Raw genomic sequence first — 23,499 nt, 5'->3', positions numbered from 1 at the left:
TTTTTACTGACCAGTCTGTCAGTCATTATTTCTAATTTCTTTAATAAATTCCACGATTTCTCCTCGACGAGTTTCAATTTTACCTAGCTGAGTTTTTTGGTAAACCGCATTTAAGATTGCCCCAATAATCAAGACTCGAGCAATAAAGATAAACCAGATCATAAGAGCAAACACAACCAAAGACCCAATCAGCTTTAGGTCATCAAGCTGATTTAAAGCAAAACTAACATATTTTGCAATAAAGTTTGTTAAAAACACTAAGACGAACGTAGAAAAAATTGTTCCTGGCATCGTGTATCTTAACTTCCTGATTTTAACATTTGGCAAGATGAAATAAAGCAGCATCAAAGATAGAAAGACAGCAACAGCAACAGCAGGTAGGGTCATGTTGTGTAGCGTTCGGTAGAGACTACGATCAAAAGGGAAGACTCGGTAAACTTGCTCTAGTATCAATTGTCCAAAGGTTGAAAGGACAATCGAAAAATATAAGAAGAGTAAAATAGCAAACCCCGAAGCCAAACCAATAATCCGACTGATAATAAAATCACGGTGGTTAAACACTTCATAGGCTTTATTCATTGACATCTGCAAAGCGGATAAGGCACGAGAAAAAGTCCAAAAACCAGCAAGTACAGAAACGGAAAGTAAACCAGTATTGCGTTGGCTCAGTAAGTTATTAACCACTGGCTCTACACCTTTATAAATATCATTAGGTAAGTTATTCGACAGAAAAACGAGCAAGCCTGAAGTGTCAATCTGTAAGAAAGGTAAAATATTTCCCACAATCAACACCAGAGGAAAGATTGCCAACAATAGGTAGTAAGCAACAGCGATGGATGAAAGACTCATTTCCGAGCTCTTGAAAAAAGTCATGAAAGTCCTGGTTAACTCACCAGCAGTTTGGATAATTTTCTTCATTTTTTCTTTCAATTCTGCACTTTCCTCACTTCTCCTCCTAGCCACAAGCAGTAGTCATCTAGAAACTACATCCTTACTCTGACCTTTTTCTTAAGGACTCAGTAAGTTCGTTCTTCACCTTGAGAAGTCAAAATTACTGGCCCATCTTTTGTTATCACAAACTGATGCTCATATTGGCAAGAGAGACTACCATCAAAAGTGACATATCCTCTTTCTCCATCATGGTCAATTTCCCAACCCCCAGTGTTAATCATTGGTTCAATGGTTAAGACCATTCCTTCACGTAAACGAAGGCCACGTCCAGCACGTCCGTAGTGGGGCACCATTGGTTCTTCATGCATGGTTGGTCCAACGCCATGTCCTACAAGGTCACGAACAACACCATAGCCACGACTTTCAGCATATTCTTGAATAGCGGCCCCAATATCACCAATACGGTTACCTACTTTGGCTTGTTCAATCCCAAGATAGAGACATTCGCGGGTCACATCCATCAAGTTTTTTACTTCATCAGAAACTTCACCTACAGCATAAGCCCAGCAAGAGTCAGCAACGCCACCGCGGAATTCTTCTTGATATTTAACCATTGATTTGGCATCGTCAAAATTAAGTTTTGAAACATCAACAGAACCATCTTCAACCAAACCAAGAACCATGTCCACCTTAATCAAATCACCCTCTTTAAGAATTTGATGACGTGGAAATGCGTGAGCCACTTCATCATTCAAACAGCAGCAAGTCGCATAAGGGAATGGATTATAATTTCCTTCATCCACTCCAATTTGTAAAGGTAAAACATTTTTTTCTTTACAAACTTTGCGAACATATTCTTCAATTTCCCACATGTCAATCCCTGGTTTAATCAGTTCTCGCAGTCCAATGTGGATATCCGCAAGGATTTTACTAGAGCGTTCCATTTGTTCGATTTCACGTTGCGATTTTAGAGTAATCAATTTTTTCTTTCCTTTATACTTAAATTATTTATTTGAAGTGTTTCATACTTCGCCAGAGGATAAATTAAGATTTACCCCAGCCACTGAATCTCTCGAAGATAGTATTTATCGCTTTATTTCCAGAGATTTCCTCCGACAATCATGAACCTTTTCAAAATCTGCTTGATGTTAAATACACTCTATTTTAACATAAATTCTCTTTTTCTTTCATCTTTTTTCCACTAATAGCAGAGCTAGCCCTTTTGTCCATGCTCTTCTTATAGTTTTAAGTATTGATTTGTTATGAATTTTGATATAATGTGAGTGAATGCTTTTCATTGTAATATTATTATTTTACCCAGAAGGAGATAGGAAAATGCCTTTAGCAAAAATTGTATATGCCAGCATGACAGGAAACACCGAAGCCTGTGCGGATATTGTTGCCGATAAACTTGAAGAATTAGGTTGGGAGGTAGAACTCGATGAGTGTACGTCGGTTGATGCCGAAGATATGATGGATGCGGATCTATGTATTGTAGGGACCTACACTTACGGCGATGGAGAGTTGCCTGATGAAATCGTAGATTTCTATGAAGAATTAAAAGATGTTGATTTGACTGGAAAAACTTACGGAGTCTTTGGTTCTGGTGACACTTTTTATGATGATTTCTGCTTGTGCGTTGATATGTTCGATGAAACCTTGGCAATGACAGGCGCTACTAAAGGTGCGGAATCTGTCAAAGTCGATCTATCACCCGAAGACGAAGATGAAGCGGCTCTTGAAAACTTCGCCGAAACGTTAGCTAATCAATTCTAAACAAAAAACGCGCTAGTTAATACGCGTTTTTTTATTTAATCTTCTACCAAGTCAACTTGAGCATCAAAATACTGTTCTTGAAAGTGGACTGCCTGTAGGATTTCAGTTTGAGTGAAAGTCTCTTTTTCTGTAGTCAAAACCCATTTGTTCTCGACATCATCTTTTCTAGTGATTATAGCGATTAACTTGTCAGTGAACGTTTGAAGGGGTTTGTTGTACTCGGGCAATCGTGAAAGAATATAAACATCTTGTTCTTCACCGTCTCCCGCTATGATATGCTCAATGTAACCATAGTTTATAGGATAAACCGTACCATGGTGGACATAGCCAACAGGACGATCTATGATCGCTTTAAAAATTTCCATCTTTATATCCCTCTCAACTCTGACCAGCTGGTCAGTAGTTTTCAAACTTGTTAGCGAAAAGTTGTTCGAATAGGCACTACATTGAAAACATCAAAATTCCTGCGGCAACTGCGACATTTAGAGACTCAGCTTGACCTGGCATTTCAATATGTACCAAAATATCCGCAGCTTTAACTGCTTCTTCTGATACGCCTGCGCCTTCATTTCCCATGACAAGAGCAAAACGCTCCTTGTGGATGGTTTGGTAAGCTACAGAGTCTGCTGATAGCGTGGTTGTTAAGATAGGCAACTCAGCCTTTTGCAAGTCTTTGAACCCTTCAGTCACACTGCTTTTAATCACAGGCAAATGAAAATGAGAGCCTTGCATGGCGCGGATAACTTTTGGACTGTAAGGATCGGCAGTTTCTCCTAGGAGTAATACCCCATCGAACCCTGCAGCATCTGCTGTACGTATCATTGTGCCGACATTGCCGGGGTCTTGCACATGCTCAAGTACAAGATACTTATCGCCTGAAAAGTCAACTTTTCGATTGATAAAACCAACCTCCGCTATTACGCCTTGAGGATGCTCGCTCTCAGCCAAACTTTTCAGCACTTCTGGTGTCACAAAGTTTACTGACAAACCTGTCAGTTCGGATGATTGTTTTACGGCTGTGATTGGGCGGCCGACTTTTGCTAAAAGCTTTTCTAATTTTTCTTCTTTGGAGGCTTCAACAAAGATCTGTAGCACAGGGTGATCAGCCTTGAGCGCTTCTTCTAAGAGGTGAAAGCCTTCGACTAAATAAGAGATCTTCCGATACTTTTTCGTCAGTAACTTACGAGCTTCTTTAATTTTTTTATTTTCTTTTGAACTGATAATTTCCATACCCTCATTTTAACAGAATTTTGCGAATCTTGCTGAGGCTTATGGTATAATTGAATAAACCGTTTACAAAGGAGGAAATAGGATGGTTCTTTTCAAACAGAAAAACAAGCCCACTAACTCAGAAATTCCAGTTCATCACAAGGATTCGGGTGCACGAGAACAAACTTATCGTTTACGAAGACGTTCCTCTTTTCTATTTTGTATTCTATTTGTTCTTTTAACACTCTACTTTCTACGCTAACATTACAATAAGGAGGCTGCTATGCAAAAAGTAAAAATGCTTGTTTCAGGTAAAGTCCAAGGAGTAGGCTTTCGATACTTTGTGATTATTACCGCTCGTGAACTCGGTATTTTGGGACGGGTATGGAATAATGATGACGGAACAGTGGGTATCTATGCTCAAACAGATCATCCCGAAGCACTGACTAAATTTACTGCTACTATACGCGGTGAAGCTAGTGCAAAAAGGAAACTTCCACCCTTTGCAAAAGTGACTTATGTTGAGAGTACCCCTGCACAATTCCCCGATTTTACTACTTTTGATGTGGCCTACTAAATCAATGACGCCTCCTGATGAAAGCTTTCATCAAGAAGCAGTCATTTTTTAATTGTCCAAAAATTCAAGGACGCGCATGAGATCTCGCTCATCAAGAACGTACGAAACAGCCGCTTTAACCAGCGGTTTAGCATTAAAAGCCACGCCAGTACCAACGCTCTGTAGCATAGGAATATCATTTGCTCCATCCCCAAGAGCAATGACCTCATCAAGACCGAGTTCATTCTCCTTTGCCCATCGCTTAACTTGTTCAAGCTTAGCTGTTTTATCCACTATGACCCCAGCAGTTTTACCCGTCAGAATATTTTTTTCAATAGCTAAATGATTAGCACATACATAATCAATTTTTAGCTTTTTGACAAGGGGATGCAGGACTTCACAAAAACCACCTGAAACAAGCCCAACCTTCCACTGATGAGCATGAGCATACTGAATAAGTTCCTGAGCTCCCTTTGTCAGATGAAGCTGCTTATAAATTTTTTTAACTTCTTCTATATCCAAACCTTTCAAGTAAGCCACGCGTTCTTCAAGAGCCGCTTTAAACTCTAAGTCCCCGCGCATTGCAGCAGCGGTAATCTTCGCCATCTGCTGACCCTTCCCGACCTTTTGCCCCAATAAATCAATGACCTCTTCCTCAATCAACGTTCCATCAACATCCATGACAAGAAGACGTTTTGCTTTCATCACATTCCCCTCTTATTTTTTATTAAGCGAACTCGTACTACATTATCTGCTTTAGAGAAACGTTCAATGAGCGCTTTGATTTTCTCCTCATCTTGCTCATCCAGATCAAGCAGCGTATAAGCATAATCTCCCTGCCCACGATTGACAATATTGGCAATATTGATATTTTCTTTTGCCACCGCCATTGATATTTGGGCCACGACATTGGGGACATTTTTATTAATTAAAGTAATCCGATAAGGCGAGAGTAATTCTTGAGTAACTCTTGGAAAATTAACAGCGTTAATAATCTCACCAGTTTGTAGATATGTCTGTACAGAATCTAAAGCCATTCTCGTGCAGTTCAAACCAGCTTCTTTTGTTGATCCGCCTAAGTGAGGTGTTAAAAATACTTGAGCACAATTGTTAAAGCATTCAGAACCAAAATCTGTTCCAAAAAACTTGACAATTCCTGCATCAATCGCTCTTAAAATATCCTTTTTGTTACTAATTTCATCCCGAGCATAATTAAGTAAGATAACACCTTTTTTACATTGAGAAAGATTTGCCCAATTCAATAACCCTTGCGTTTCTGGCGTGGCTGGCATATGAACGGTGATATAATCCGATTTTTGAAGTAGCTCTGTAAGTTGATGAACACGTTTAACATGATGAGATAAATTCCAAGCATGTTCGATAGAAAGGTAAGGGTCATACCCCAATACTTTCATTCCTAGACGGCGTGCATCATTAGCAACACGTGAACCAATATTTCCCAGTCCAATCACGCCTAATGTTTTTCCAGCAAGCTCTGAGCCTGAAAAAACTTTTTTCGCTTCCTCTACCCTCTGATCTATTTCTTCATCTGTACCAGTTTGAGCGCGGAGCCATTGATTGGCTTGTTCTAGATTGCGGGTTCCAAAGATCATCATACCTAAGACTAACTCTTTTACCGCATTAGCATTTCCACCGGGCGCATTAAAAACCACTATCCCCTCTTGGGCACATCTTTCTATTGGAATATTATTAAAACCAGCCCCTGCACGCCCTATAGCGAGGAGTTTTTTAGAAAAAGTATAATTGTGAAAAGGCTGTGCTCGGCAAATAAATGCATCGGCTTGTTCCTCCTCAACTTCATTGACCATAAAAGGTGCTTCAACTTCTGCTAAAGCAATTTGATCAATATTATTACCAATTGTTTTAATATGAAAAGTCATTTATTCTCCTCCTCAAAATCCTTCATAAATTCGATTAGCTTCCTAACTCCTTCGACAGGAAAGGCATTATAAAGACTTGCACGTAAGCCTCCTACAGAACGATGACCTTTTAATGATAGCAACCCTCTTTTTTCAGCCTCATTAGCAAACTCCACATCAAGGTTTTGATGTGGACACCTAAAAATGACATTACAAATAGAGCGTTCATTTATGTTATAGACAGGATTATCATAAAAATCTGATTGATCAATATAATCATAAAGTAATTTCGCTTTTTTTCGATTTTGCCTTTCAAGCTCTTTTACTCCCCCTTGCGCTTTAACCCATTTAAAAATTAAGCCTGCTACATAAATAGCAAAAGTAGGTGGAGTATTATACATCGATTGATGCTCAGCTAAAACCTGATAATCAAGCATAGAGGGGAGCACTTGATCCTTAGAGAGTAAATCTTTTTTTATAATTACTACTGTCAACCCGGCTATACCTAAGTTCTTTTGTGCACCAGCATAAACCATACCAAACTTAGAAATATCATAATCCACAGCCATAATATTAGAACTCATGTCTGCAATAAGGGGAACTTCGTGGCTTTCAGGTAAATTCTCAGGAAAAATAGCTGTTCCTTCAACCGTATTATTGGTGGTCAAATGCAAATATGCGGCTTTTTGGAAATCTATTTTCTCTAAATCAATTTTAAGGAGACGATCATAGTGATGATGTGCTGTTGAGCCTATGCTAACAACATCTATGTTTTCCAATTGGCTGGCCTTAATCGCTTCTTCGTAAGCTTTTTTGCCAAATATCCCAGAAATCGCATAATAGGCGGTTTTGTTCTGAGCTAAATTAAGAGGGAGCATCATAAACTGTGTAGAGGCTCCTCCTTGCAAAAATAAAATCTCATAATCTGCAGGTATGCCCATCAACGCTCGTAAATCATTCTTTGCCTCTGATATAAGTGCTTGAAAATCCAAGGAGCGATGAGAAATTTCTAATATTGATAACCCAGTATGATTAAAATTCATTATTTCACGCTTAATTACTTCCAAAACTTCCTGGGGAACAACACTCGGTCCTGCGCCAAAATTGTAGTCAGCCATCTTCATCACTCCATCTTTTTTAGGTTTTCTTTATTATAATATAATTTTCTGATAATTCAAATTAAAAAAATAAGTAAATTCACTGCATCCGTAGAATTTACTTATTTTTATTATTTTAGAATTAGTAAAACATTTCTTACCAATTCAATAAGTCTAGTAAGTACATGTTCCAAGCGACTTCTTTAGCATAGAAAATATTTCCTCCGTTGGAATAAAGTTTGCCTTTATTGTAAAGGAGGGAGTCTAGTGTCACATGATAGTAGGTTTGGCCTGACGTATTTCCCAAACTGGGTGCTACAACATCTCGGGAATACGCTTTTGAGAGTTTGATTGTGTTCTTTCCTCCATGTTTAGCAATATAATCTACATACGATTTCCCATAATTATAGGCTTGTACGCCAGTCCAAACATCCACATTTTTTTCTTCAGCGTATTCAAGTACCTTTGAAAGGTTTAAAATTCCTTGTTGAATACTGTCCTCTTCATTAGAAATTTCATTTGCCTTCCCATTTAAACTTTCGCTGGACTGCATGATATCTGCTTCTTTACCTTTTGTTTCTGTATAGATGATGGCTAAAGCAAGTTGAGTATCTCCGCTCAAACCTTGCGCCTTCAAACTTTTTTTAACGGCTGCTTCATACGACATAACATGTTTAACGTTCTGATGTGCCCGATAAACATAAAAACCACCGCACATTATCAGGAGCAGCACTACAATTCCAACTATTTTTTTCAACATTTTACTTACCTAATTTTAGTCGCTATGTTCTTCTTTTACATTTCAGTTTCTATATTCTCTATTTCATGTCATATTTTGTCGCGACTATTTCTAAAACTCTTTTATTATACCATTTTTAATTTAAATAGAGCTTAATTTTGGACGTAAGAAAAAAGCAAGCCCTGCAAGCTTGCTCTACTATTAATATAAAGGAAATTCATCGGTTAAGTCTAAAACAGCCTGACGAACTTCTTCTAATTTTTCTTTATTATCATGATTGACCAATGCTTTTGAAACGAGTTGGGCAACTTGACGTGCATGTTCTTCTTTAAAGCCACGCGAGGTAATCGCTGCTGCACCAATTCGTACACCTGAGGTTTTAAAAGGAGAGAGTGTTTCATCGGGGATTGCTTCTTTATTCAAGGTGATATGGACCGTATCCAATAAATCTTGAGCTTCTTTTCCGTTGATTCCAAGATCTAAAACTTTCAAGTTAAGTAAATGATTATCGGAGCCTCCAGCAATCAGGCGGAGCCCTTTTACATTTGCAAATTCTTCAGCCATAACTTGAGTATTTTTTACAACCTGATTAATATAAGTGGTGAATGCAGGGTCAAGGGCTTCTTTAAAAGCAACTGCCTTGGCCGCGATAACGTGTTCCAAGGGGCCGCCTTGTGTCCCTGGAAAAATTGCGGAATTGATTTTTTTCGCCAAAAGCTCATCATTGGTTAAAATCATCCCGCCGCGAGGTCCTCTTAAGGTTTTATGTGTGGTGGTGGTTACTACATCAGCATAGGGAATAGGACTTGGGTGGACTCCTGTCGCTACTAGACCAGCGATGTGGGCCATATCCACCATCAATTTAGCCCCTACTTCATCAGCTATTTCTCGAAATTTTTTAAAATCAATGGTGCGAGAATAGGCGGAAGCTCCTGCAACAATAAGTTTTGGTTTTACCTTTTGTGCAAGCTGAAGAATTTCTTCATAATCCAATCGTTCTGTCTCTGCATTTACACCATAGGGAACAAAATGGTACATCTTACCAGAAAAATTCACTGCAGCACCATGCGTTAAATGTCCCCCCGCATTAAGATCCATTCCCAAGACCGTGTCCCCAGGCTCAATAAGTGCCATATAAGCTGCTGCATTCGCTTGTGATCCTGAATGAGGTTGCACATTAGCAAATTGGACACCGAAAAGCTCTTTAGCCCGCTCAATTGCTAGATTTTCCACTACATCAACAGCTTCTGTCCCTCCATAATACCGCTTTCCAGGATAACCTTCTGCATATTTATTTGTCAAGACAGAGCCTTGTGCGGCAAGTACAGCCTTAGATACTATATTTTCTGAAGCAATAAGTTCTATATTTTGCTGTTGGCGCTTTTCTTCTGCGTGAATTGCTGCCCAAAGCTCAGGGTCAAAACTTTCAAAATCTACTTTATCAAAAATCATAATCTCTCCTTATTTATCGCTATTTTTATTATATCTTACTCTACACGAGATATTAAAATAACTTGTTTTCTAATCAGGAATCTAATTAGAAACGTTCGGAAATACAGCCCTAACTCCCAGACAGTCTATTGGATATCTGCCAACTCAGGAACTTCTCTCAACAATTGCTCACGCGTAATCGCTCCCTGGCGCAGTAAACGAGGGGTCTTGCCAGTTAAATCAATAATTGTCGTGTCCAGCCCATAAATACTGTCGTCTTGAATCGCCACTTGCGCATTTTCTAAAATCTGCGGACTCAAATCAGCAAAAAATTGCGGGCTTGGGTCTCCTGTTAAATTAGCGGAAGGTCCCACTAGAACCCCTACCTTTTCAATCACTTTTTGGGTGATTTTAATACTTGGCATTCTAAAACCAACGGTCGTCTTCCCGATATGAATCCACTCAGGAACAGCATTTGAGGCTTCAAGAATAATTGTTAAGGGTCCAGGTAAAAAAGCTCCTACCAATTTTTCAAGGTAAACTGGTTGATGTTTGCTATATTTCAAGATATCCGCGTAACTAGCAACATTCATATTCAAAGCTTTTTCTGTTGGACGACCTTTGACCGCATAGAGTTTCTTGACTGCTTTTTCATCCAGTGCATTCGCAAAGAGTCCATAGACGGTTTCGGTAGGTAAGATTGCAAGTTCGCTTGTTTGAAGGGCTTTGGCTGCTTTAGCTACATTGCGATCAAGTTTATTCCGATTTTTTTCAGAATTTTTAGCCAAAAGTTTTTGAAGTCTTTCCGCTTCTTGAAACAGTGCTTCACGAAGTTTCTTTATGTCATCTGGAACATGATAAGCCCGACGGAATAAGATACCGACGAGACCGTAAAATCCACCATCAACTTTTTCAATTTCATTGGCAAAATTCTTCAAACCACCCTGAGTAAAGTTTAATGCTTCCTGAGCCTTATCCTCTTTTTCTTGAGCAATCAAAGTCTCAACATCTTTCAATTGAGCTTGGAGAAAGGAAGCCATTGTGCGTAAATCATTTTCAATTTTCATTTTAAATTCTTTCTTAAATATACTTTATCTTTTAGCTGACGCCCTCTGTCAAAGAGAGCATGTTCATAATGCTCAACAAAATAATTCTTCAAAATCTGCGTTTCTTCAAAACCACATTTTTTATAAAACTGAACGTTTCCGGATACATCATCTGTACCAACCATCAGGACATCTGCGCGATTCTGATACTGCTTGATTAAGTGTTCCATCATTACTTTGCCATAACCTTGCCTTTGATATTCAGTAGCAACCGCAAAATTTTCAATTTCATATTGTCTGGGGTATTTTTCTGTCACAACAACAGCACCAATGACAGCCCCATCAGTAACTGACAGGATAAAAAGCTCGCCCTTTTTCAAATAGTTTCTCAAGTGCGGTCCGTCATCAGCTAAAAGGAGCAAAGGCAAGAAGTCTTCTTTTTGTTGCGTGATTTTATCCAACTTTATCTTTTGCATACTCTAACCTCAACTCACACTAATCATGCGATCTTTACCAAAAACATCCTGATGGATACTGACAGTTTGGTCAGTAAAGTGTGCTTGAAAAAGTTGCTGTAAAAAAGGGCCCTGCTTATATCCAATTTCAAAGTAGAGTTTTCCGCCGGGATTAAGATGAGCCCCTGCCTGACGTGCTATCTTTTCATAGATGGCGTAGCCTTGGTGAGCTGCAAATAACGCTGACTCCGGTTCATATTTGATGACCGACTTGTCCATTTCATATGTTTCATCAAATGCAATATAGGGGGGATTTGAGACAATCAAATCAAATTTTTCATCAGTAAACTGGTCCATGACGTCAGACTCTACGAACTCTACTAAGAGACCATGTTCCTTCGCATTTTCTGAGGCAAGTTCTAAGGCGGACTCTGACAAATCAGAAGCTGTTACCTGCCACTCTTTATGGGCTTTGGCTAAAGCGAGTGCAATGGCACCAGAACCGGTCCCGATATCTAACACGTGCAACTTCTCTTTTTTATTTTCTTTCAGAATGAGAGCCACTAGCTCTTCTGTCTCTGGACGCGGAATAAGCACTCGCTGATCCACTTTTAAACGTAAATCACAAAATTCAACCCAGCCGACAAGATATTGAGGGGGTTCATCTTCTTTTAAACGTGCTGACAGCTCTGTCAGTAACTTTAAATCATTTTCACCAATTTTTTCGCGCATTAAATTCAACCAAGCCAACTTATCCAAATTATATTTGTGACGCCAGACAAATTCTAGCGCAAAAGGTTCATTTAACTCCGCTGATAGAGTGCGTACCGCTTCAATCCACAGCATTTCTCTCTTTTTCCCATCCTTGTTTATTTCGATTTTATCTCTACAAGTATAGCAAAAAAGCCTGATAAAATCAGGTTTTATGCCCCTCTCAGGATAAAGTAAAGCCTTGTTGTTTCAAAAAATTAGCAACATCTTTCCGACGGGGCTCGCTAAGAAATTGACTCATTTCTTGCGTCCAATCGGTATCTTTTTGATGGCTAGTGCGTTGCTTATAATAATTAGCGCTCGTCGCTTTATATACTGACAGATCCGTCAGTTTCTGACGATCGTAGCCATCGACTGAAAATATATTATGCTGAGGCAAACGAGGTTTAACTTCATTGCGAAAGTTCGGATAACCAACTGACAGGCCAAATAAAGGTACCGTCAGCTCTGGCAGATCAAGAATTTGAGCGACTTTTGCTAAGTTATTGCGGATGCCGCCAATATAACAGACTCCTAGGTCCATAGACTCAGCAGCGATAGCCATATTCTGTGCTGCAATGGTAGTATCAACAACTGCCACGGTTAAAGCTTCCATATTTCGTAACGCTGCCAATTCTTGTTCATGATCACGTAAAATTTCCGCTTGGCGATACCAATCTGCCACAAAAAGATAAAAAGCACCAGTTTGATTGACGTATGCCGCCGATCCTGAGATTTCAGCTATCTCACGTCTTACAGATTCATCTGCAATTTCGATAATTGTATACGCCTGAACGAAATTTGAAGAAGAGCCAGACTGGGCCGCCGTTATTAGCAGATTTTTGGTTTCCAACGGCAGCGCTTCGGGTTTGAAATTTCTAACAGAGGCATGTTGTAACATTTTTTCGATTGTTGGATACATTTTTTCTCCTTGTCCGTAAAATAAATTCTGTCAGTACTGACAGAATTTATTTTACAACGTTTTTCTATTTTTAACCTATTTTAAAGATGGAGTAAGAATGTACTAATTTTAAATGAGCGGTAGGACACGTGTTAAAAGGTAAGCACATAAAGGAACTTGCAAATTTTCTGAAGAAAAAAGCACGCCAAACTGCTTACGATTCATATTTGTCTCACACACCAACTCTTCTAAGGTACCAAGCTTAGCTCCCAATGCTATAAAAAATGAGCGGACAGGAGTCTGGCTGTATTTTCCGATTTCAGATAAAGGGAGTCGTTTTTTTGTTTGACTCCAATCTTTATCCTTCTTCACTTCTTGCCACAAACGACAATACTGCTGATTTTCAAACTTTTCAATGGACATACGCGTCCGTTGAGCCCGATGAAGATGCTCCGATTCTGATACGACATTTTCGGCAACAACCCAAGTATCCCCGTTGCTTCCAGTACAATGCAGTAGCTCAAAAGAAATACTCCCGCGTGTTGCTCCAAAAACCCTGACTTCTGTTAAGATATTGTTCACTTTCTTAGAAGTCTGCATACGCCTTTGTTCCTGTCCAACTTCACAAATGTTGAAACCTTCAAACTCAAATTTCATTATTTATTTAATTCTTCTAATTTCTGAGTTTGATCATAAACAATCAAAGCATCAATCACTTCATCCATTTTCCCAGATAAAATACTATCCAACTTTTGCAAAGTCAAACCAATTCGGTGATCAGTCACACGGTTTTGTGGGAAATTGTAAGTTCTAATCCGCTCAGAACGATCCCCAGTTCCGACAGTTGATTTACGTTCTGCATTTTGCTTATCCAATTCAATTTGTTGATAGTAATCAAAGACTTTTGTATTCAACAATTTAATAGCTTTATCCCGATTTTTTTGTTGCGTCCGTTCTTCTTGCATTTCCACTTTAATCCCAGTTGGCAAATGGACCATGCGGACCGCAGTAGCAACCTTATTGACGTTCTGTCCACCAGCACCAGAGGCATGGTAAATATCCACACGTAAATCTTTTTGGTCGATTGTCATCTCAAATTCTTCAACTTCAGGCATAACAAGCACAGTAGCCGTTGATGTATGGACCCGCCCTTGTGTTTCGGTTACAGGGACACGTTGTACTCGGTGAGCACCTGATTCATATTTCAATTTAGAATAAACAGATGGACCAGAAATTAAAGCTGAAACCTCTTTATACCCCCCAATTCCCGTGATATTTGCTTCCATGATTTCGAACTTCCACCCTTGAGCTTCAGCGTAGTGCTGATACATGTTCAATAAATCACCAGCAAACAGTGCAGCTTCATCACCACCAGCAGCGCCGCGAATTTCTAAAATAATATTTTTCCCATCATTAGGATCTTTGGGAAGAAGTAAAATTTTGATTTGTTCTTCTAATTCTTCCTTTTGAGTTTTAGCATTGGAAAGTTCCTCCTTGAGCATTTCTTTCATCTCATCATCAAGGCCACTCTCTCCAAGCATCTCTTCACTATCTTGAATAGTATCGAGTACTTTCTTATATTCTTTGTAAGTCGCAACTTTATCGCGTAAATCAGCTTCTTCACGTGAGAGTTCCATGAAACGTTTCGTGTTGGAGACCACTTCCGGGTCAGACAAAAGTTCTCCTAATTCTTCATATCTACCGATTATTGACTCTAATTGATCAAACATATTTTTTTCCTTTTATTTTTTAGTTTTTTTCAGAGGTAAATTTTGTGCCATTTTAACAAAGGATTCCCACTGTGTCACATCCTGCAACATTTCTTTTTTCAATATCAACACTTTATTTTTTCCTTCAAAAAAATGGACTCGATCAGAAAAAATCTCTACATTTCTCACATTCATTTGCGCTTTGATTTGCTCCTCGGTGAGATAAATATCAAGTGTCTGAGGTTTAAAATTTTTTAAAAAGCGACTTTTTAGTTGCCAGCTCAGAAATAAATTACCCAAAACTACGATTAAGATTCCGGATAAAAGAGGCCATAACCATTGCCCTTGACTTCTTACTAGATTAATTACCATAACGATAACCATGATACCTGAAAAAACGAGCATTAAACGCTTCGTCATCACTGACAAAATCCGTGAGTAATCCTGGGCAGTAATTGTTCCTTTAAAATGATAAAACATTTCTTTTCCCCCCTACAGTTCTGGTTTAAAATAGTGCTTTCTACATACAGGGATGTAGGTTTCATTGCCACCGATTTGTAACTGTTTGCCTTCGTAAACCGGTTGACCGTCAATTGTACGAATGACCATAGTTGCTTTTTTACTGCAAAACCAGCATATGGTCTTGATTTCCTCAATCTTATCTGCTAATAAAAGCAAATATTTTGAGCCTTCAAAGAGCTCATTACGAAAATCGTTCTTTAAGCCAAAAGCCATTACGGGCACCTTCAACTCATCAACAACTCGCGCAAAATCATAGACATGTTTTTTACTTAAAAACTGAGCTTCGTCAACCAAAACACAAAATGGCTTCTGAGGCAAAGCATCTACATAATCAAAAACAGCCGTTTCAGCATCAATAGCGACTGCCTCAGCCTTCATACCAATTCGACTTGCTACTGTCCCAACGCCAGCCCGCGTGTCGAGGCTCGATGTCATTAGTAATACTGGCTTTCCCTGTTCTTCATAATTATGAGCAACTTTTAATATTTCAATTGACTTTCCCGAATTCATCGTCCCATATTTAAAATATAATTGCGCCATCCCTTTTCCCTTTACTATTTATTCAAAAAAATTTTTACTAAGTAAAAGTCTCATTGCCCTCCACTTAGTAAAACTAATCCAGCTTCTTACTACCATATTAGCCAGTAACATAAAACTCAATTTAAATTATATCATATTTCATTTTCTTTTTAATGTTCATCTTGTACTTTTTATCATCACCAACGAGAAGTGACACTAGCTAGTTCTTAAAAAAACTATTCCTTTTCCTGTTGACACTTTATCAAAAAATATTTTTTGAATAGATAATATTATTTCCATTAGTCTGAATTAATCAGTATAATTATACTATCAGAACGAATTTTATATCATACAACCTAGTCGTTTAAAAAATACTAAAAATGATTAGGTCTAGAATAATTTGGAAGTGAGGAAATCTATGATTAAACTTTATCTAACCTCTTCTTGTGGCTCTTGCCGAAAAGCCCGAAAATGGTTAATTGATAACCAATTAGAATACCAAGAGATTAATCTAGCGACCGGATTAAACCGCGCATCGCTCATCGAGATTCTCTCACTAACTGAGGGAGGAACAGGAGATATTCTTTCCGTACAAAGTGATCTTTATAAAGAGCTTAATCTAGATTTTTCAAAAATGAGACTGGAACAATTCCTCAAAACTATCGAAGCATACCCCCTCTTATTAAAACGCCCCATTATTATTGATGAGAACAATATACAAGTGGGTTTCAATGAAGATGATATCCGCAAATTTCTCCCACGCGAATTTCGTGAAATTCAGCGCAGCGGAGCCTATTCTGTTTTTCTTAAACAATGGTTAGAATCTTTAGCATAAAATAAGAATTTAATTTAAAAACGAATCAGATTTCTTGAAGACGTTTTCTTAATGTGTTAGATTAATATTAAAGATGTATGCTATTGCATACTAGAAAGAGGTATTTTATGATTTGGTCGTTAATTGTTGGCGCTCTAATTGGATTGATTGCAGGGGCAATCACAAATAAAGGAAGCTCAATGGGCTGGATAGCTAATATCTTGGCAGGTCTAGTGGGATCCTTTGTAGGTCAGTCGCTTCTTGGAACTTGGGGACCATCTCTAGCGGGGATGGCATTAATCCCATCAATTATTGGAGCAGTAATTGTTGTTGCTGTCGTATCGTTTATTCTATCGCGATTGAACAATTAATCAAAAGAAAGATAAAAGAAATACTATCCTAACCTAAAAACTTTTGCTGCGAGGAAATTATATTGCATCAGCTGACATAGGTAGAGTAAGTAAAGCGTAAAAAGAAAGAGAATAGGAGAAAACAAGATGGAAAAAAACATGCAAAATTTCGAAAAAATGGAAGAACATTTTAATCAATCCTCTCACCTCTCTAGTGATTCCTCTGATATCAGAGGTGAACTTACTTATGAAGACAAAGTCGTTCAAAAGATTGTAGGTTATGCGCTCGAGCACGTGGATGGACTTCTTTCTGTTGAAGGTGGCTTCTTCTCCAACTTGACAGGCAAGTTAGTCAACACAAACAATGTTACTTCTGGTGTTGATGTAGAAGTGGGCAAAACTCAAGTTGCCGTTGACTTAAAAATCATCACAGAATATGGCAAAAATGTGCCCGATATTTATGAAGAAATTAAGAACGTCATTACTAAAAAAGTGGCAGATATTACAGCACTTGATGTTGTGGAAGTCAATGTGACCGTGACAGATATCAAAACTAAAGCTGAGCAAGAGGAGGATGAAGTAACGGTACAAGATCGTGTAGTTGATGCCGCCCAAAGTACTGGTGAATTTACCTCTAAACAAGTAGGCAAAGTAAAAGGTAAAGTGGATGACATGACACCAGATAAGCGCCGTGTGGATTAAATTTTTCTTAGATACAAACGACCTCTCAACAGAGGTCTTTTGTATCTGAGGCCCTCTTCTTTAAACATTCCAAAAAACTTTTAAAACGATACCAACAATTTTATTCCAAAAAGTTTGTCCGAACTCTTATTACCTATTCAAAAAGGAGAAAATATGTCAAAAACATCTCACTTAAAAACATTTTTATACTTTATTGCTTTTATCCTAATTGTTGAGGGGATTGGCGCTTTATCAAGTCTTTTTGCAGGAGATATAAAGTCAATATATAATAACCTGAAGCTCCCTCCCCTAGCACCTCCTGACTATCTCTTTGGTATCGTTTGGCCTTTGTTGTATGCTCTTATAGCAATTTCCGGTTTTCTTATTTTTCGTTTGCTCGGTACATACAAAACAGAGGCAAGACTAGCACTCACTTACTTTGTACTTCAACTCTTCATCAATTTTATTTGGAGTATTATCTTCTTCAAAGGTTATTATTGGAGCGGAGTCATAACAATTCTACTTCTTGATCTCATCGTCTTTATCTGTCTTATTAAATTCCTAAAATTAGATAAAGTGTCTGGAATTTGCTTGATTCCCTATTTGATCTGGATTCTCTTTGCTACTTATCTGAGTATCGGGGTTGCACTGTTAAATTAACTAAAAAAAACTGCTTCACAGCAGTTTTTTCTATATTAATGCTTTTATGCCTCTTCATTTAAAGGCTTTTTATAAAGATAAAAAATTCCTCCAATAAGTAGAAGACATATTCCTCCTACAATCATATTATCCATTTTTTCCCCCGTTTTCGGCAAAGCTTTTTTTGCTTTTTTGCTAGCAGATGTCTTTGTGTTCAAACCACTACGAGATGAGGAGATAGAACTTTCAGTACTGTTAGTTCCGTCATCATTAGAACTTGCCTGCGGTATTACTGGTGTTTTTGAGCCTGAAGTAGCTGAAGTACTTGTACTTGAATCTATGGTTGATGTAGAACTACTTGTACTTGAATCTATGGTTGATGTAGAACTACTTGAACCTGTTTCCGTGGTAGAATTGTGTTCTTCTTCACCTTGCGATAATTTATTGACAATAGTAAAGCTGTTACCATCTTTTGTCACCGAACTTTCAAATTGTTCAGGTATATCTAATTCTGTAACTTGATATTCAAAATTATCCCCATTATTATTATACACTGGCAGATTCATAGCAACACCATTCACAGGTAACGTTTCATAAGTTTTGTTGAACCCCTCATCCTTACTAAGCGTTATCTTATCGCTTTTAGTCCATGTGTCAGAGGTAGAATTTTTTCGAGTGACCATAAAGTTTATAGAATCAGGTATTAACGGTGTTGCAACATTTATCCATTGTTTTTCAACATTTAAAATGACTTTCGGTGCTTTGATAGACGGTACTGGGAATTCTAAATATTGTTCCGTATCACTTTCTGGGTCTAATGTTGTTTCACCATTACATTGATACCATGTTTCTCCTTTAAAATCAGCGCTCTCGGTATTTATACGAACGTGGTAGGTCATGGTAATACGTTCATCCTGACCGAGGCTAACATTTTCTAGTGTCAAAATATTGTTCTCTTCACTAACTTGAATGTCTTTCGTTACATCGTCTGCTTTTTCCCATGCTCCGTCTTCATTTTTACGCCAACCTTGGAGCACATAATTTTCGGATGTAAAATTACCTGCACCTTGCAAGAGAATATCCTTCCCCATTGGATCCGTAATCGTCCCCTTTGGGATAGTCTTATCAATATTATCTGCAATATTTCCTAGAGCTTCGCCAAGTCCAGCTAAATTTTCATCAATAGTAAAATAGTTATTTGGCGTAGAAGCAATATTTTTAGCAATATATACCCCTCGATCACTTGGAGCCACACCAATTGAATAGCAGTTAATATTACTTTCTTTAATTTGAACAACTGTACCTAGTGTTGCATCGGTAACTATACTCTTATCAACTAAAGTTCCTTGTGCATCAGTAGTCCCTGATTTATCACTTGTATTATAGGCATCAGAACTGACTTGAAAATCCTTGTTGTACTTATCGGTATGATAATTATTATAATCAGTGATTTCACCCTGATTGGTGTATTCCGGTGCTCCCTCTACCGGCAAATAGCTTCGATTAGCACTCCCATCACCGATATGGATTAACATATGTTCAGCATTAGCTCGTCCACCTTGGTCTAATAATTTTTTCCCCTCTATCATCCCCTTCTGAACGAAAGTGCCCGCATGACTTTCAGCAGTATTTTTTAAGAAGTTTTCTAAAGTTGAAATATCACCAGTTAAGCCATCCGTAGCGTAAACATATCGATTATAAGCGACAATACCGACTCTTATATTGCCACTTTGAAGAGAATTTTTTAGCTCAGCACCAAATTCATCCAAACCTTTTAAGGCATTAGTAAGTTTTTCCCCCTTCATCGAAGAAGAAAAGTCGATGACAAGGACAATGTCGACTGGATGGTCAACTTGATTGCCCTTTACATCTAATGTCACATCGAACAGCCCCTGTTTACTTGCATTCGCCTGAACACTTTTTTTGAGGTAAGCCTTATCAGAATAGTTGACATAGCCCTCGTCATCAAAAGCCACACCATTGACTGCCCCATAATTGTAATTGTAAGTATCCCCATTTGGTATTCCGTTCTCAATATATACCCCATTACTGTCATTATTATACTTAAATGACGCGGTATCAGCATGAGCTGGCGATTTGATGTTAAAAAAAGAAATAAAAAATAGGGCTAAAATAATAGTTAGTCCACATTTTACTATCCTATTCTCATTAAAAAATCTCACTTTTAAAACTGCCTCCTTTTTAAATGTTATCCTTCTCCCAAATGAACAACTGAAGTTTATTAAACTTTCAGTCTTTCACATAAAAGGTCATCTTTAGAATAACTTAACTTTTAAGAGATTTCAAGGAAGAATTTAAGAGCAGCGTACCTATTATAAAAAGAGAGTAAAGAATCTTTTTTTAACAAGTAAGCATTAAAGCTTGGTTTAAGGCATTTTCTCCTCTTTTAAAATGAAAAGTTATTGGATATTTTTAGCGAAAACCGAAAAAACGACTTCTAGAGTCTATTTTTTGGTTGGGTTAGCGAGTAACCGTTTGTTTTATCTTTTGAACTAATGTTTGAATAAGAGGATCACGCTCATCAGCAAAAGTCACACCTAGAAATTCTCTCTGATATTTTTCACCAAGTTCCTGATAAGGAATTTCTTTGGTGATAAATTGCTTGGAAATTAAAGAGGCTCCTAACCCTGCACGGATGTGAGCAATGATCATTTCATTGCTACTCATTCTCACAATATTCTTAGGCAAGACCTTCTCCTCTTTCAGAAATTTTTTGACGTAATGGCCTACGCCTGAGCCTACTTCGCGTATAAAGAAAGTCCCTGTTTCCGTACTCCCTGCTAAAACCAATTCATCCTGTCCCAAAGGAAAAGTTTCCGTTTGTTCATTTGCAAGTGGTTTTTCAACCACTCCGAAGTGCAAATCATGATTTGAAACAAGATCAAACACTGTTTCTGAATCATACATTGAGATTTCTACATCCAGATGCTCTAGATCCTTTTCAAAACTCTTAAAGATATTTGGCATGAGGCTAATTGCAGCACTGTGTGAAACACCAATCTTAAAGGGGTGTTTTTTTAATTGTTTCTCTTGAATCTCAGCTTGTAATTTTTCCCAATTTTTTATATATTTGAGCGCTGGCGCATAGAGATGCATAGCAGCTTCAGTCGGGATTACTTCTTGATTTTGCCCTCTAGAAAATAAGAATGTCCCTAATTCTTCTTCTAATTTTCGGATTCGAACAGTAACAGTGGGTTGGGAGATAAATAAGTATTTACTCGCGCGTGTAAAGCTTTTGGTTTCATAAACAGCAATGAAAGTTTCAAATAATGGAAACATGGCTTCTCCTTTACTAGATTATCAAGTGGACTCGTTTAATTATCTTTTTTAATTTATTCTATTATAATAATTCATTTTACAAATTAAAACAAGTCATTTATACTGTAAGAAGTAATAAAGTACAAATATATATTAGGAGGCTACGTGTCTTTATGAAAGAAAAATTTATCTATTTTTTAGAAAAAATCCCCCTCCCTATTTGTGGTCTAATCTTAGCCCTTATCTCTTTAGGAAACCTTCTCTTAACAGTTGGACATAAAACGCTAGGAATTTTCTATATTCTTGCTGGTTTACTTTTAATGTGTCTAGTCTTTGCCAAGATAGTGTTAACTCCAAAACATGCGATAAGGAGTTTAAGAGATCCCATCATTGCTTCAGTGTCGCCAACTTTTACAATGAGTTTGATGGTTATTAGTAGCGTTCTCTGTCGTGCTTTCCCAGATACTAAGTTCATCGACGGTCTTTGGTGGTTCGCGGTAGTACTTCATTTTATATTGATGATTTATTTTTTCCTCTTACATATTATTAAAGTTCCCAAACTAAAAATGGAAAATATCTACCCAAGCTGGTTTATTACCTTTGTAGGCATCGGTGTAATTGCCAGTACTTGTCCTGCTTTTCATTTAAAGACAGGTCAGATTGTCATTTACTTTGCTCTTTTCTTCTATTTTTTACTCCTTCCTCTAATTATTAAGCGTATATTTATTTTTAAACAGTTACATGAATCTGCTCTGCCTCTTATCACAATTCTTACAGCCCCAGGTTCCCTTTGTTTAGTTGGTTATCTCTCTGTTTTTGGAACGCAAGGCAAAAATTTTATAATTTTTCTCTTCATATTATCTCAATCGATCTACTTTCTTACCCTTTTTACGATTAGAAAAATATCACATGCTAACTTCTATCCTAGCTATGCTGCTTTTACTTTTCCCTTAGTCATTTCAGCTACAGCTGTACACCTTGTGCTCCAAAATGGTCTTCTCTCTCATCCTTTTTTCACACTTCTTTCTTATCTTGAACTCCTTATTGCTCTTATGATGGTAACTTATGTCTTGGTACGTTACCTCATCTTTCTCCTAACAAATGTAGCGTTCATATTCAAACATTAATAAAACCATTTTTTTCGCTTCTTCAGTTCGCTTTTAGAACTTGAAGTGCCTCCACTTTTGTATTAGGATAAGAGAAAGAATCTTAATGAATACTGGAGAAAGATATGATAGGTTGTAGTAGTTTCACACTAGAAACAGAAGATAAAAAGCATCTCTTGTCACGTACTATGGATTTCCAAATAGAAATGGCAGAGCAAGTTGTTTTCATTCCAAGAGATAAAACTTTCCAAACCTCTTATCGTTCACAAACAACGATAACTTCCGAATATTGTTGCCTCGGGATGGGTGAACTTTCTGAAAGTGGGCCTATTCTTTTTGATGGTATTAATGAGATGGGGGTCACCGCAGCAACGCTCTATTTCCCAAGGTTTGCCGAATATAGTAAAGAAGCATTAGACAAACAAGCGATTGCACCAGACAAAGTAGTTCCCACTGTCCTCACAAGGGCTCAAAACCTCCAAGAAGTCCGACAACTTTTCGAGCAAGAGATTACTATTGTTGATGAGAGTAACCCTACTTTGAATGTTACTCCACCACTTCATTACATCTTTTCTGATAAGTCTGGTCAATCCTTGATTATTGAGCCTAGAGCTGGTGGAATGGTGATTATTGAGGACTCTATGGGAGTCATGACAAATAGTCCTGACTACCATTGGCACGAAACCAACCTAAGAAATTATTTATCTTTTACGCCCCATCAACGTGAATCCGTTGATTTTTTGGGAGGAAGGCTGGATCCTTTTGGGCAAGGTTCAGGAACATTTGGTTTACCTGGAGATTTTACCCCACCTTCTCGTTTTGTTCGAACGGCTTTTTTAAAAAATTATACAACTGTTGCTGCAAATGAGATTGAAGGTGTTACCCTTTCTCATCATATTTTAGAATCTGTAAGTCTTCCTAAAGGTATTGTAATTACTGCTTCCAACTCGATTGACTATACTTGTTATACTGCATCTATGTGCTCAGAATCTGGGAGCTATTACTATTCGACCTACAATAACCAACGGATTCGTAAAATTTCCTTAACTCCAGCATTAAAAAATCAATTAGACTATAAAGAATTTCCTGTTAATAATGAAGAGGATATTCTTTCACTAAACTAATAAAAAACGTCCTGTTCTGGACGTT

General features: G+C 37.8%; 27 protein-coding genes. 8 read left to right on the top strand and 19 right to left on the bottom strand.

What is annotated here, in order from left to right:
- Nucleotides 1–18 precede the first annotated feature (18 nt).
- Nucleotides 19–918 carry a YihY/virulence factor BrkB family protein gene (locus tag JW886_RS03565; protein WP_075524456.1) on the bottom strand — a complete coding sequence of 300 codons (900 nt, stop codon included), beginning with the start codon at nt 916–918 and terminating at the stop codon, nt 19–21.
- Between the two features lie 98 nt (nt 919–1,016).
- Complete coding sequence (locus JW886_RS03560; protein WP_075524455.1) at nt 1,017–1,871, bottom strand: methionyl aminopeptidase; 855 nt, start codon at nt 1,869–1,871, stop codon at nt 1,017–1,019.
- Nucleotides 1,872–2,226: 355 nt separating this feature from the next.
- Here JW886_RS03560 and JW886_RS03555 point away from each other — a divergent pair, with 355 nt between their 5' ends.
- Nucleotides 2,227–2,667: a flavodoxin gene (locus JW886_RS03555; protein WP_075524454.1), complete on the top strand. Its 441-nt coding sequence runs from the start codon at nt 2,227–2,229 to the stop codon at nt 2,665–2,667.
- A gap of 35 nt (nt 2,668–2,702) precedes the next feature.
- Here JW886_RS03555 and JW886_RS03550 read toward each other — a convergent pair whose 3' ends face one another.
- Together JW886_RS03550 and JW886_RS03545 are read right to left on the bottom strand one after the other, a co-directional pair.
- Nucleotides 2,703–3,032, bottom strand: a complete 330-nt coding sequence (locus tag JW886_RS03550) for an inorganic diphosphatase (RefSeq protein ID WP_205872323.1) — start codon at nt 3,030–3,032, stop codon at nt 2,703–2,705.
- 76 nt (nt 3,033–3,108) lie between these two features.
- On the bottom strand, nt 3,109–3,897 hold the full coding sequence (locus JW886_RS03545; protein ID WP_205872322.1) for a TrmH family RNA methyltransferase: 789 nt from the start codon (nt 3,895–3,897) through the stop codon (nt 3,109–3,111).
- A 262-nt stretch (nt 3,898–4,159) separates the two neighbouring features.
- On the opposite strand from JW886_RS03545, the gene JW886_RS03540 reads away from it, so the two are divergent.
- The gene (locus tag JW886_RS03540) at nt 4,160–4,453 is read left to right on the top strand and encodes an acylphosphatase (protein ID WP_205872321.1); all 294 of its coding nucleotides are present in this window, start codon (nt 4,160–4,162) and stop codon (nt 4,451–4,453) included.
- 48 nt (nt 4,454–4,501) lie between these two features.
- On the opposite strand, the gene serB is transcribed toward JW886_RS03540, so the two are convergent.
- From serB to JW886_RS03475, 13 genes are all read right to left on the bottom strand, one after another.
- The gene (serB, locus tag JW886_RS03535) at nt 4,502–5,137 is read right to left on the bottom strand and encodes a phosphoserine phosphatase SerB (protein ID WP_205872320.1); all 636 of its coding nucleotides are present in this window, start codon (nt 5,135–5,137) and stop codon (nt 4,502–4,504) included.
- Entirely contained in the window at nt 5,137–6,333 is a 1,197-nt protein-coding gene (locus tag JW886_RS03530; RefSeq protein ID WP_205872319.1) for a phosphoglycerate dehydrogenase, read from the bottom strand. The genes serB and JW886_RS03530 overlap by 1 nt, the downstream gene beginning before the upstream one ends.
- Nucleotides 6,330–7,430 carry a 3-phosphoserine/phosphohydroxythreonine transaminase gene (serC, locus tag JW886_RS03525; protein WP_205872318.1) on the bottom strand — a complete coding sequence of 367 codons (1,101 nt, stop codon included), beginning with the start codon at nt 7,428–7,430 and terminating at the stop codon, nt 6,330–6,332. Before serC ends, JW886_RS03530 begins: the two co-directional genes overlap by 4 nt.
- A gap of 136 nt (nt 7,431–7,566) precedes the next feature.
- Nucleotides 7,567–8,169 (bottom strand): lysozyme family protein, encoded by a 603-nt coding sequence (locus JW886_RS03520; RefSeq protein ID WP_075524447.1) that lies wholly within the window; start codon nt 8,167–8,169, stop codon nt 7,567–7,569.
- Nucleotides 8,170–8,349: 180 nt separating this feature from the next.
- Nucleotides 8,350–9,600, bottom strand: a complete 1,251-nt coding sequence (gene glyA, locus JW886_RS03515; RefSeq protein ID WP_075524446.1) for a serine hydroxymethyltransferase — start codon at nt 9,598–9,600, stop codon at nt 8,350–8,352.
- A gap of 125 nt (nt 9,601–9,725) precedes the next feature.
- Nucleotides 9,726–10,619, bottom strand: coding sequence for an L-threonylcarbamoyladenylate synthase (locus JW886_RS09905; RefSeq protein ID WP_277395112.1), 894 nt, complete (start codon nt 10,617–10,619; stop codon nt 9,726–9,728).
- 23 nt (nt 10,620–10,642) lie between these two features.
- The gene (locus tag JW886_RS03505) at nt 10,643–11,101 is read right to left on the bottom strand and encodes a GNAT family N-acetyltransferase (protein ID WP_075524445.1); all 459 of its coding nucleotides are present in this window, start codon (nt 11,099–11,101) and stop codon (nt 10,643–10,645) included.
- A gap of 9 nt (nt 11,102–11,110) precedes the next feature.
- The gene (gene prmC / locus JW886_RS03500) at nt 11,111–11,926 is read right to left on the bottom strand and encodes a peptide chain release factor N(5)-glutamine methyltransferase (RefSeq protein WP_205872316.1); all 816 of its coding nucleotides are present in this window, start codon (nt 11,924–11,926) and stop codon (nt 11,111–11,113) included.
- Between the two features lie 88 nt (nt 11,927–12,014).
- Nucleotides 12,015–12,752, bottom strand: a complete 738-nt coding sequence (gene nfsA / locus JW886_RS03495) for an oxygen-insensitive NADPH nitroreductase (RefSeq protein WP_205872315.1) — start codon at nt 12,750–12,752, stop codon at nt 12,015–12,017.
- 108 nt (nt 12,753–12,860) lie between these two features.
- Nucleotides 12,861–13,388 carry a hypothetical protein gene (locus tag JW886_RS03490; RefSeq protein WP_205872314.1) on the bottom strand — a complete coding sequence of 176 codons (528 nt, stop codon included), beginning with the start codon at nt 13,386–13,388 and terminating at the stop codon, nt 12,861–12,863.
- Nucleotides 13,388–14,461, bottom strand: a complete 1,074-nt coding sequence (prfA, locus tag JW886_RS03485) for a peptide chain release factor 1 (RefSeq protein ID WP_075524441.1) — start codon at nt 14,459–14,461, stop codon at nt 13,388–13,390. Before prfA ends, JW886_RS03490 begins: the two co-directional genes overlap by 1 nt.
- Before the next feature lie 12 nt (nt 14,462–14,473).
- Nucleotides 14,474–14,812, bottom strand: coding sequence for a hypothetical protein (locus JW886_RS03480; protein WP_240188570.1), 339 nt, complete (start codon nt 14,810–14,812; stop codon nt 14,474–14,476).
- A gap of 120 nt (nt 14,813–14,932) precedes the next feature.
- The gene (locus JW886_RS03475) at nt 14,933–15,502 is read right to left on the bottom strand and encodes a thymidine kinase (RefSeq protein ID WP_075524439.1); all 570 of its coding nucleotides are present in this window, start codon (nt 15,500–15,502) and stop codon (nt 14,933–14,935) included.
- 397 nt (nt 15,503–15,899) lie between these two features.
- On the opposite strand from JW886_RS03475, the gene JW886_RS03470 reads away from it, so the two are divergent.
- The 4 genes from JW886_RS03470 (at nt 15,900) to JW886_RS03455 (ending at nt 17,986) form a co-directional block, all read left to right on the top strand.
- On the top strand, nt 15,900–16,316 hold the full coding sequence (locus JW886_RS03470) for a Spx/MgsR family RNA polymerase-binding regulatory protein (RefSeq protein ID WP_075524438.1): 417 nt from the start codon (nt 15,900–15,902) through the stop codon (nt 16,314–16,316).
- 107 nt (nt 16,317–16,423) lie between these two features.
- The gene (locus tag JW886_RS03465; RefSeq protein ID WP_075524437.1) at nt 16,424–16,666 is read left to right on the top strand and encodes a GlsB/YeaQ/YmgE family stress response membrane protein; all 243 of its coding nucleotides are present in this window, start codon (nt 16,424–16,426) and stop codon (nt 16,664–16,666) included.
- A 156-nt stretch (nt 16,667–16,822) separates the two neighbouring features.
- Nucleotides 16,823–17,347, top strand: coding sequence for an Asp23/Gls24 family envelope stress response protein (locus tag JW886_RS03460; protein WP_241003796.1), 525 nt, complete (start codon nt 16,823–16,825; stop codon nt 17,345–17,347).
- A gap of 153 nt (nt 17,348–17,500) precedes the next feature.
- The gene (locus JW886_RS03455; protein ID WP_205872312.1) at nt 17,501–17,986 is read left to right on the top strand and encodes a TspO/MBR family protein; all 486 of its coding nucleotides are present in this window, start codon (nt 17,501–17,503) and stop codon (nt 17,984–17,986) included.
- 44 nt (nt 17,987–18,030) lie between these two features.
- Here the strand turns inward: JW886_RS03455 and JW886_RS03450 are convergent, their stop codons facing one another.
- Together JW886_RS03450 and JW886_RS03445 are read right to left on the bottom strand one after the other, a co-directional pair.
- Nucleotides 18,031–20,148 (bottom strand): VWA domain-containing protein, encoded by a 2,118-nt coding sequence (locus tag JW886_RS03450; protein ID WP_205872311.1) that lies wholly within the window; start codon nt 20,146–20,148, stop codon nt 18,031–18,033.
- A gap of 298 nt (nt 20,149–20,446) precedes the next feature.
- Entirely contained in the window at nt 20,447–21,265 is an 819-nt protein-coding gene (locus JW886_RS03445) for a LysR family transcriptional regulator (protein WP_205872310.1), read from the bottom strand.
- 152 nt (nt 21,266–21,417) lie between these two features.
- Here JW886_RS03445 and JW886_RS03440 point away from each other — a divergent pair, with 152 nt between their 5' ends.
- Both JW886_RS03440 and JW886_RS03435 read left to right on the top strand, forming a co-directional pair.
- The gene (locus JW886_RS03440) at nt 21,418–22,371 is read left to right on the top strand and encodes a TDT family transporter (RefSeq protein ID WP_205872309.1); all 954 of its coding nucleotides are present in this window, start codon (nt 21,418–21,420) and stop codon (nt 22,369–22,371) included.
- Between the two features lie 104 nt (nt 22,372–22,475).
- Nucleotides 22,476–23,474, top strand: a complete 999-nt coding sequence (locus tag JW886_RS03435; protein WP_205872308.1) for a choloylglycine hydrolase family protein — start codon at nt 22,476–22,478, stop codon at nt 23,472–23,474.
- Nucleotides 23,475–23,499 lie beyond the last annotated feature (25 nt).

Origin of the sequence: Lactococcus taiwanensis (assembly GCF_017068355.1) — a bacterium.
GTDB classification, from domain to species: Bacteria; Bacillota; Bacilli; order Lactobacillales; family Streptococcaceae; genus Lactococcus; species Lactococcus taiwanensis.
Note: the sequence above shows the minus strand (reverse complement) of the source record. Positions and strands in the feature narration are given on the sequence as shown.

What these genes read in the sequence shown, in the direction of transcription:
- JW886_RS03565 (WP_075524456.1), bottom strand. Translation starts at nt 918, where the DNA reads ATGAAGAAAATTATCCAAACTGCTGGTGAGTTAACCAGGACTTTCATG.
- JW886_RS03555 (WP_075524454.1), top strand. Translation starts at nt 2,227, where the DNA reads ATGCCTTTAGCAAAAATTGTATATGCCAGCATGACAGGAAACACCGAA.
- JW886_RS03550 (WP_205872323.1), bottom strand. Translation starts at nt 3,032, where the DNA reads ATGGAAATTTTTAAAGCGATCATAGATCGTCCTGTTGGCTATGTCCAC.
- JW886_RS03545 (WP_205872322.1), bottom strand. Translation starts at nt 3,897, where the DNA reads ATGGAAATTATCAGTTCAAAAGAAAATAAAAAAATTAAAGAAGCTCGT.
- JW886_RS03540 (WP_205872321.1), top strand. Translation starts at nt 4,160, where the DNA reads ATGCAAAAAGTAAAAATGCTTGTTTCAGGTAAAGTCCAAGGAGTAGGC.
- serB (WP_205872320.1), bottom strand. Translation starts at nt 5,137, where the DNA reads ATGAAAGCAAAACGTCTTCTTGTCATGGATGTTGATGGAACGTTGATT.
- JW886_RS03530 (WP_205872319.1), bottom strand. Translation starts at nt 6,333, where the DNA reads ATGACTTTTCATATTAAAACAATTGGTAATAATATTGATCAAATTGCT.
- serC (WP_205872318.1), bottom strand. Translation starts at nt 7,430, where the DNA reads ATGGCTGACTACAATTTTGGCGCAGGACCGAGTGTTGTTCCCCAGGAA.
- JW886_RS03520 (WP_075524447.1), bottom strand. Translation starts at nt 8,169, where the DNA reads ATGTTGAAAAAAATAGTTGGAATTGTAGTGCTGCTCCTGATAATGTGC.
- glyA (WP_075524446.1), bottom strand. Translation starts at nt 9,600, where the DNA reads ATGATTTTTGATAAAGTAGATTTTGAAAGTTTTGACCCTGAGCTTTGG.
- JW886_RS09905 (WP_277395112.1), bottom strand. Translation starts at nt 10,619, where the DNA reads ATGGCTTCCTTTCTCCAAGCTCAATTGAAAGATGTTGAGACTTTGATT.
- JW886_RS03505 (WP_075524445.1), bottom strand. Translation starts at nt 11,101, where the DNA reads ATGCAAAAGATAAAGTTGGATAAAATCACGCAACAAAAAGAAGACTTC.
- prmC (WP_205872316.1), bottom strand. Translation starts at nt 11,926, where the DNA reads ATGCTGTGGATTGAAGCGGTACGCACTCTATCAGCGGAGTTAAATGAA.
- nfsA (WP_205872315.1), bottom strand. Translation starts at nt 12,752, where the DNA reads ATGTATCCAACAATCGAAAAAATGTTACAACATGCCTCTGTTAGAAAT.
- JW886_RS03490 (WP_205872314.1), bottom strand. Translation starts at nt 13,388, where the DNA reads ATGAAATTTGAGTTTGAAGGTTTCAACATTTGTGAAGTTGGACAGGAA.
- prfA (WP_075524441.1), bottom strand. Translation starts at nt 14,461, where the DNA reads ATGTTTGATCAATTAGAGTCAATAATCGGTAGATATGAAGAATTAGGA.
- JW886_RS03480 (WP_240188570.1), bottom strand. Translation starts at nt 14,812, where the DNA reads ATGGTAATTAATCTAGTAAGAAGTCAAGGGCAATGGTTATGGCCTCTT.
- JW886_RS03475 (WP_075524439.1), bottom strand. Translation starts at nt 15,502, where the DNA reads ATGGCGCAATTATATTTTAAATATGGGACGATGAATTCGGGAAAGTCA.
- JW886_RS03470 (WP_075524438.1), top strand. Translation starts at nt 15,900, where the DNA reads ATGATTAAACTTTATCTAACCTCTTCTTGTGGCTCTTGCCGAAAAGCC.
- JW886_RS03465 (WP_075524437.1), top strand. Translation starts at nt 16,424, where the DNA reads ATGATTTGGTCGTTAATTGTTGGCGCTCTAATTGGATTGATTGCAGGG.
- JW886_RS03460 (WP_241003796.1), top strand. Translation starts at nt 16,823, where the DNA reads ATGGAAGAACATTTTAATCAATCCTCTCACCTCTCTAGTGATTCCTCT.
- JW886_RS03455 (WP_205872312.1), top strand. Translation starts at nt 17,501, where the DNA reads ATGTCAAAAACATCTCACTTAAAAACATTTTTATACTTTATTGCTTTT.
- JW886_RS03445 (WP_205872310.1), bottom strand. Translation starts at nt 21,265, where the DNA reads ATGTTTCCATTATTTGAAACTTTCATTGCTGTTTATGAAACCAAAAGC.
- JW886_RS03440 (WP_205872309.1), top strand. Translation starts at nt 21,418, where the DNA reads ATGAAAGAAAAATTTATCTATTTTTTAGAAAAAATCCCCCTCCCTATT.
- JW886_RS03435 (WP_205872308.1), top strand. Translation starts at nt 22,476, where the DNA reads ATGATAGGTTGTAGTAGTTTCACACTAGAAACAGAAGATAAAAAGCAT.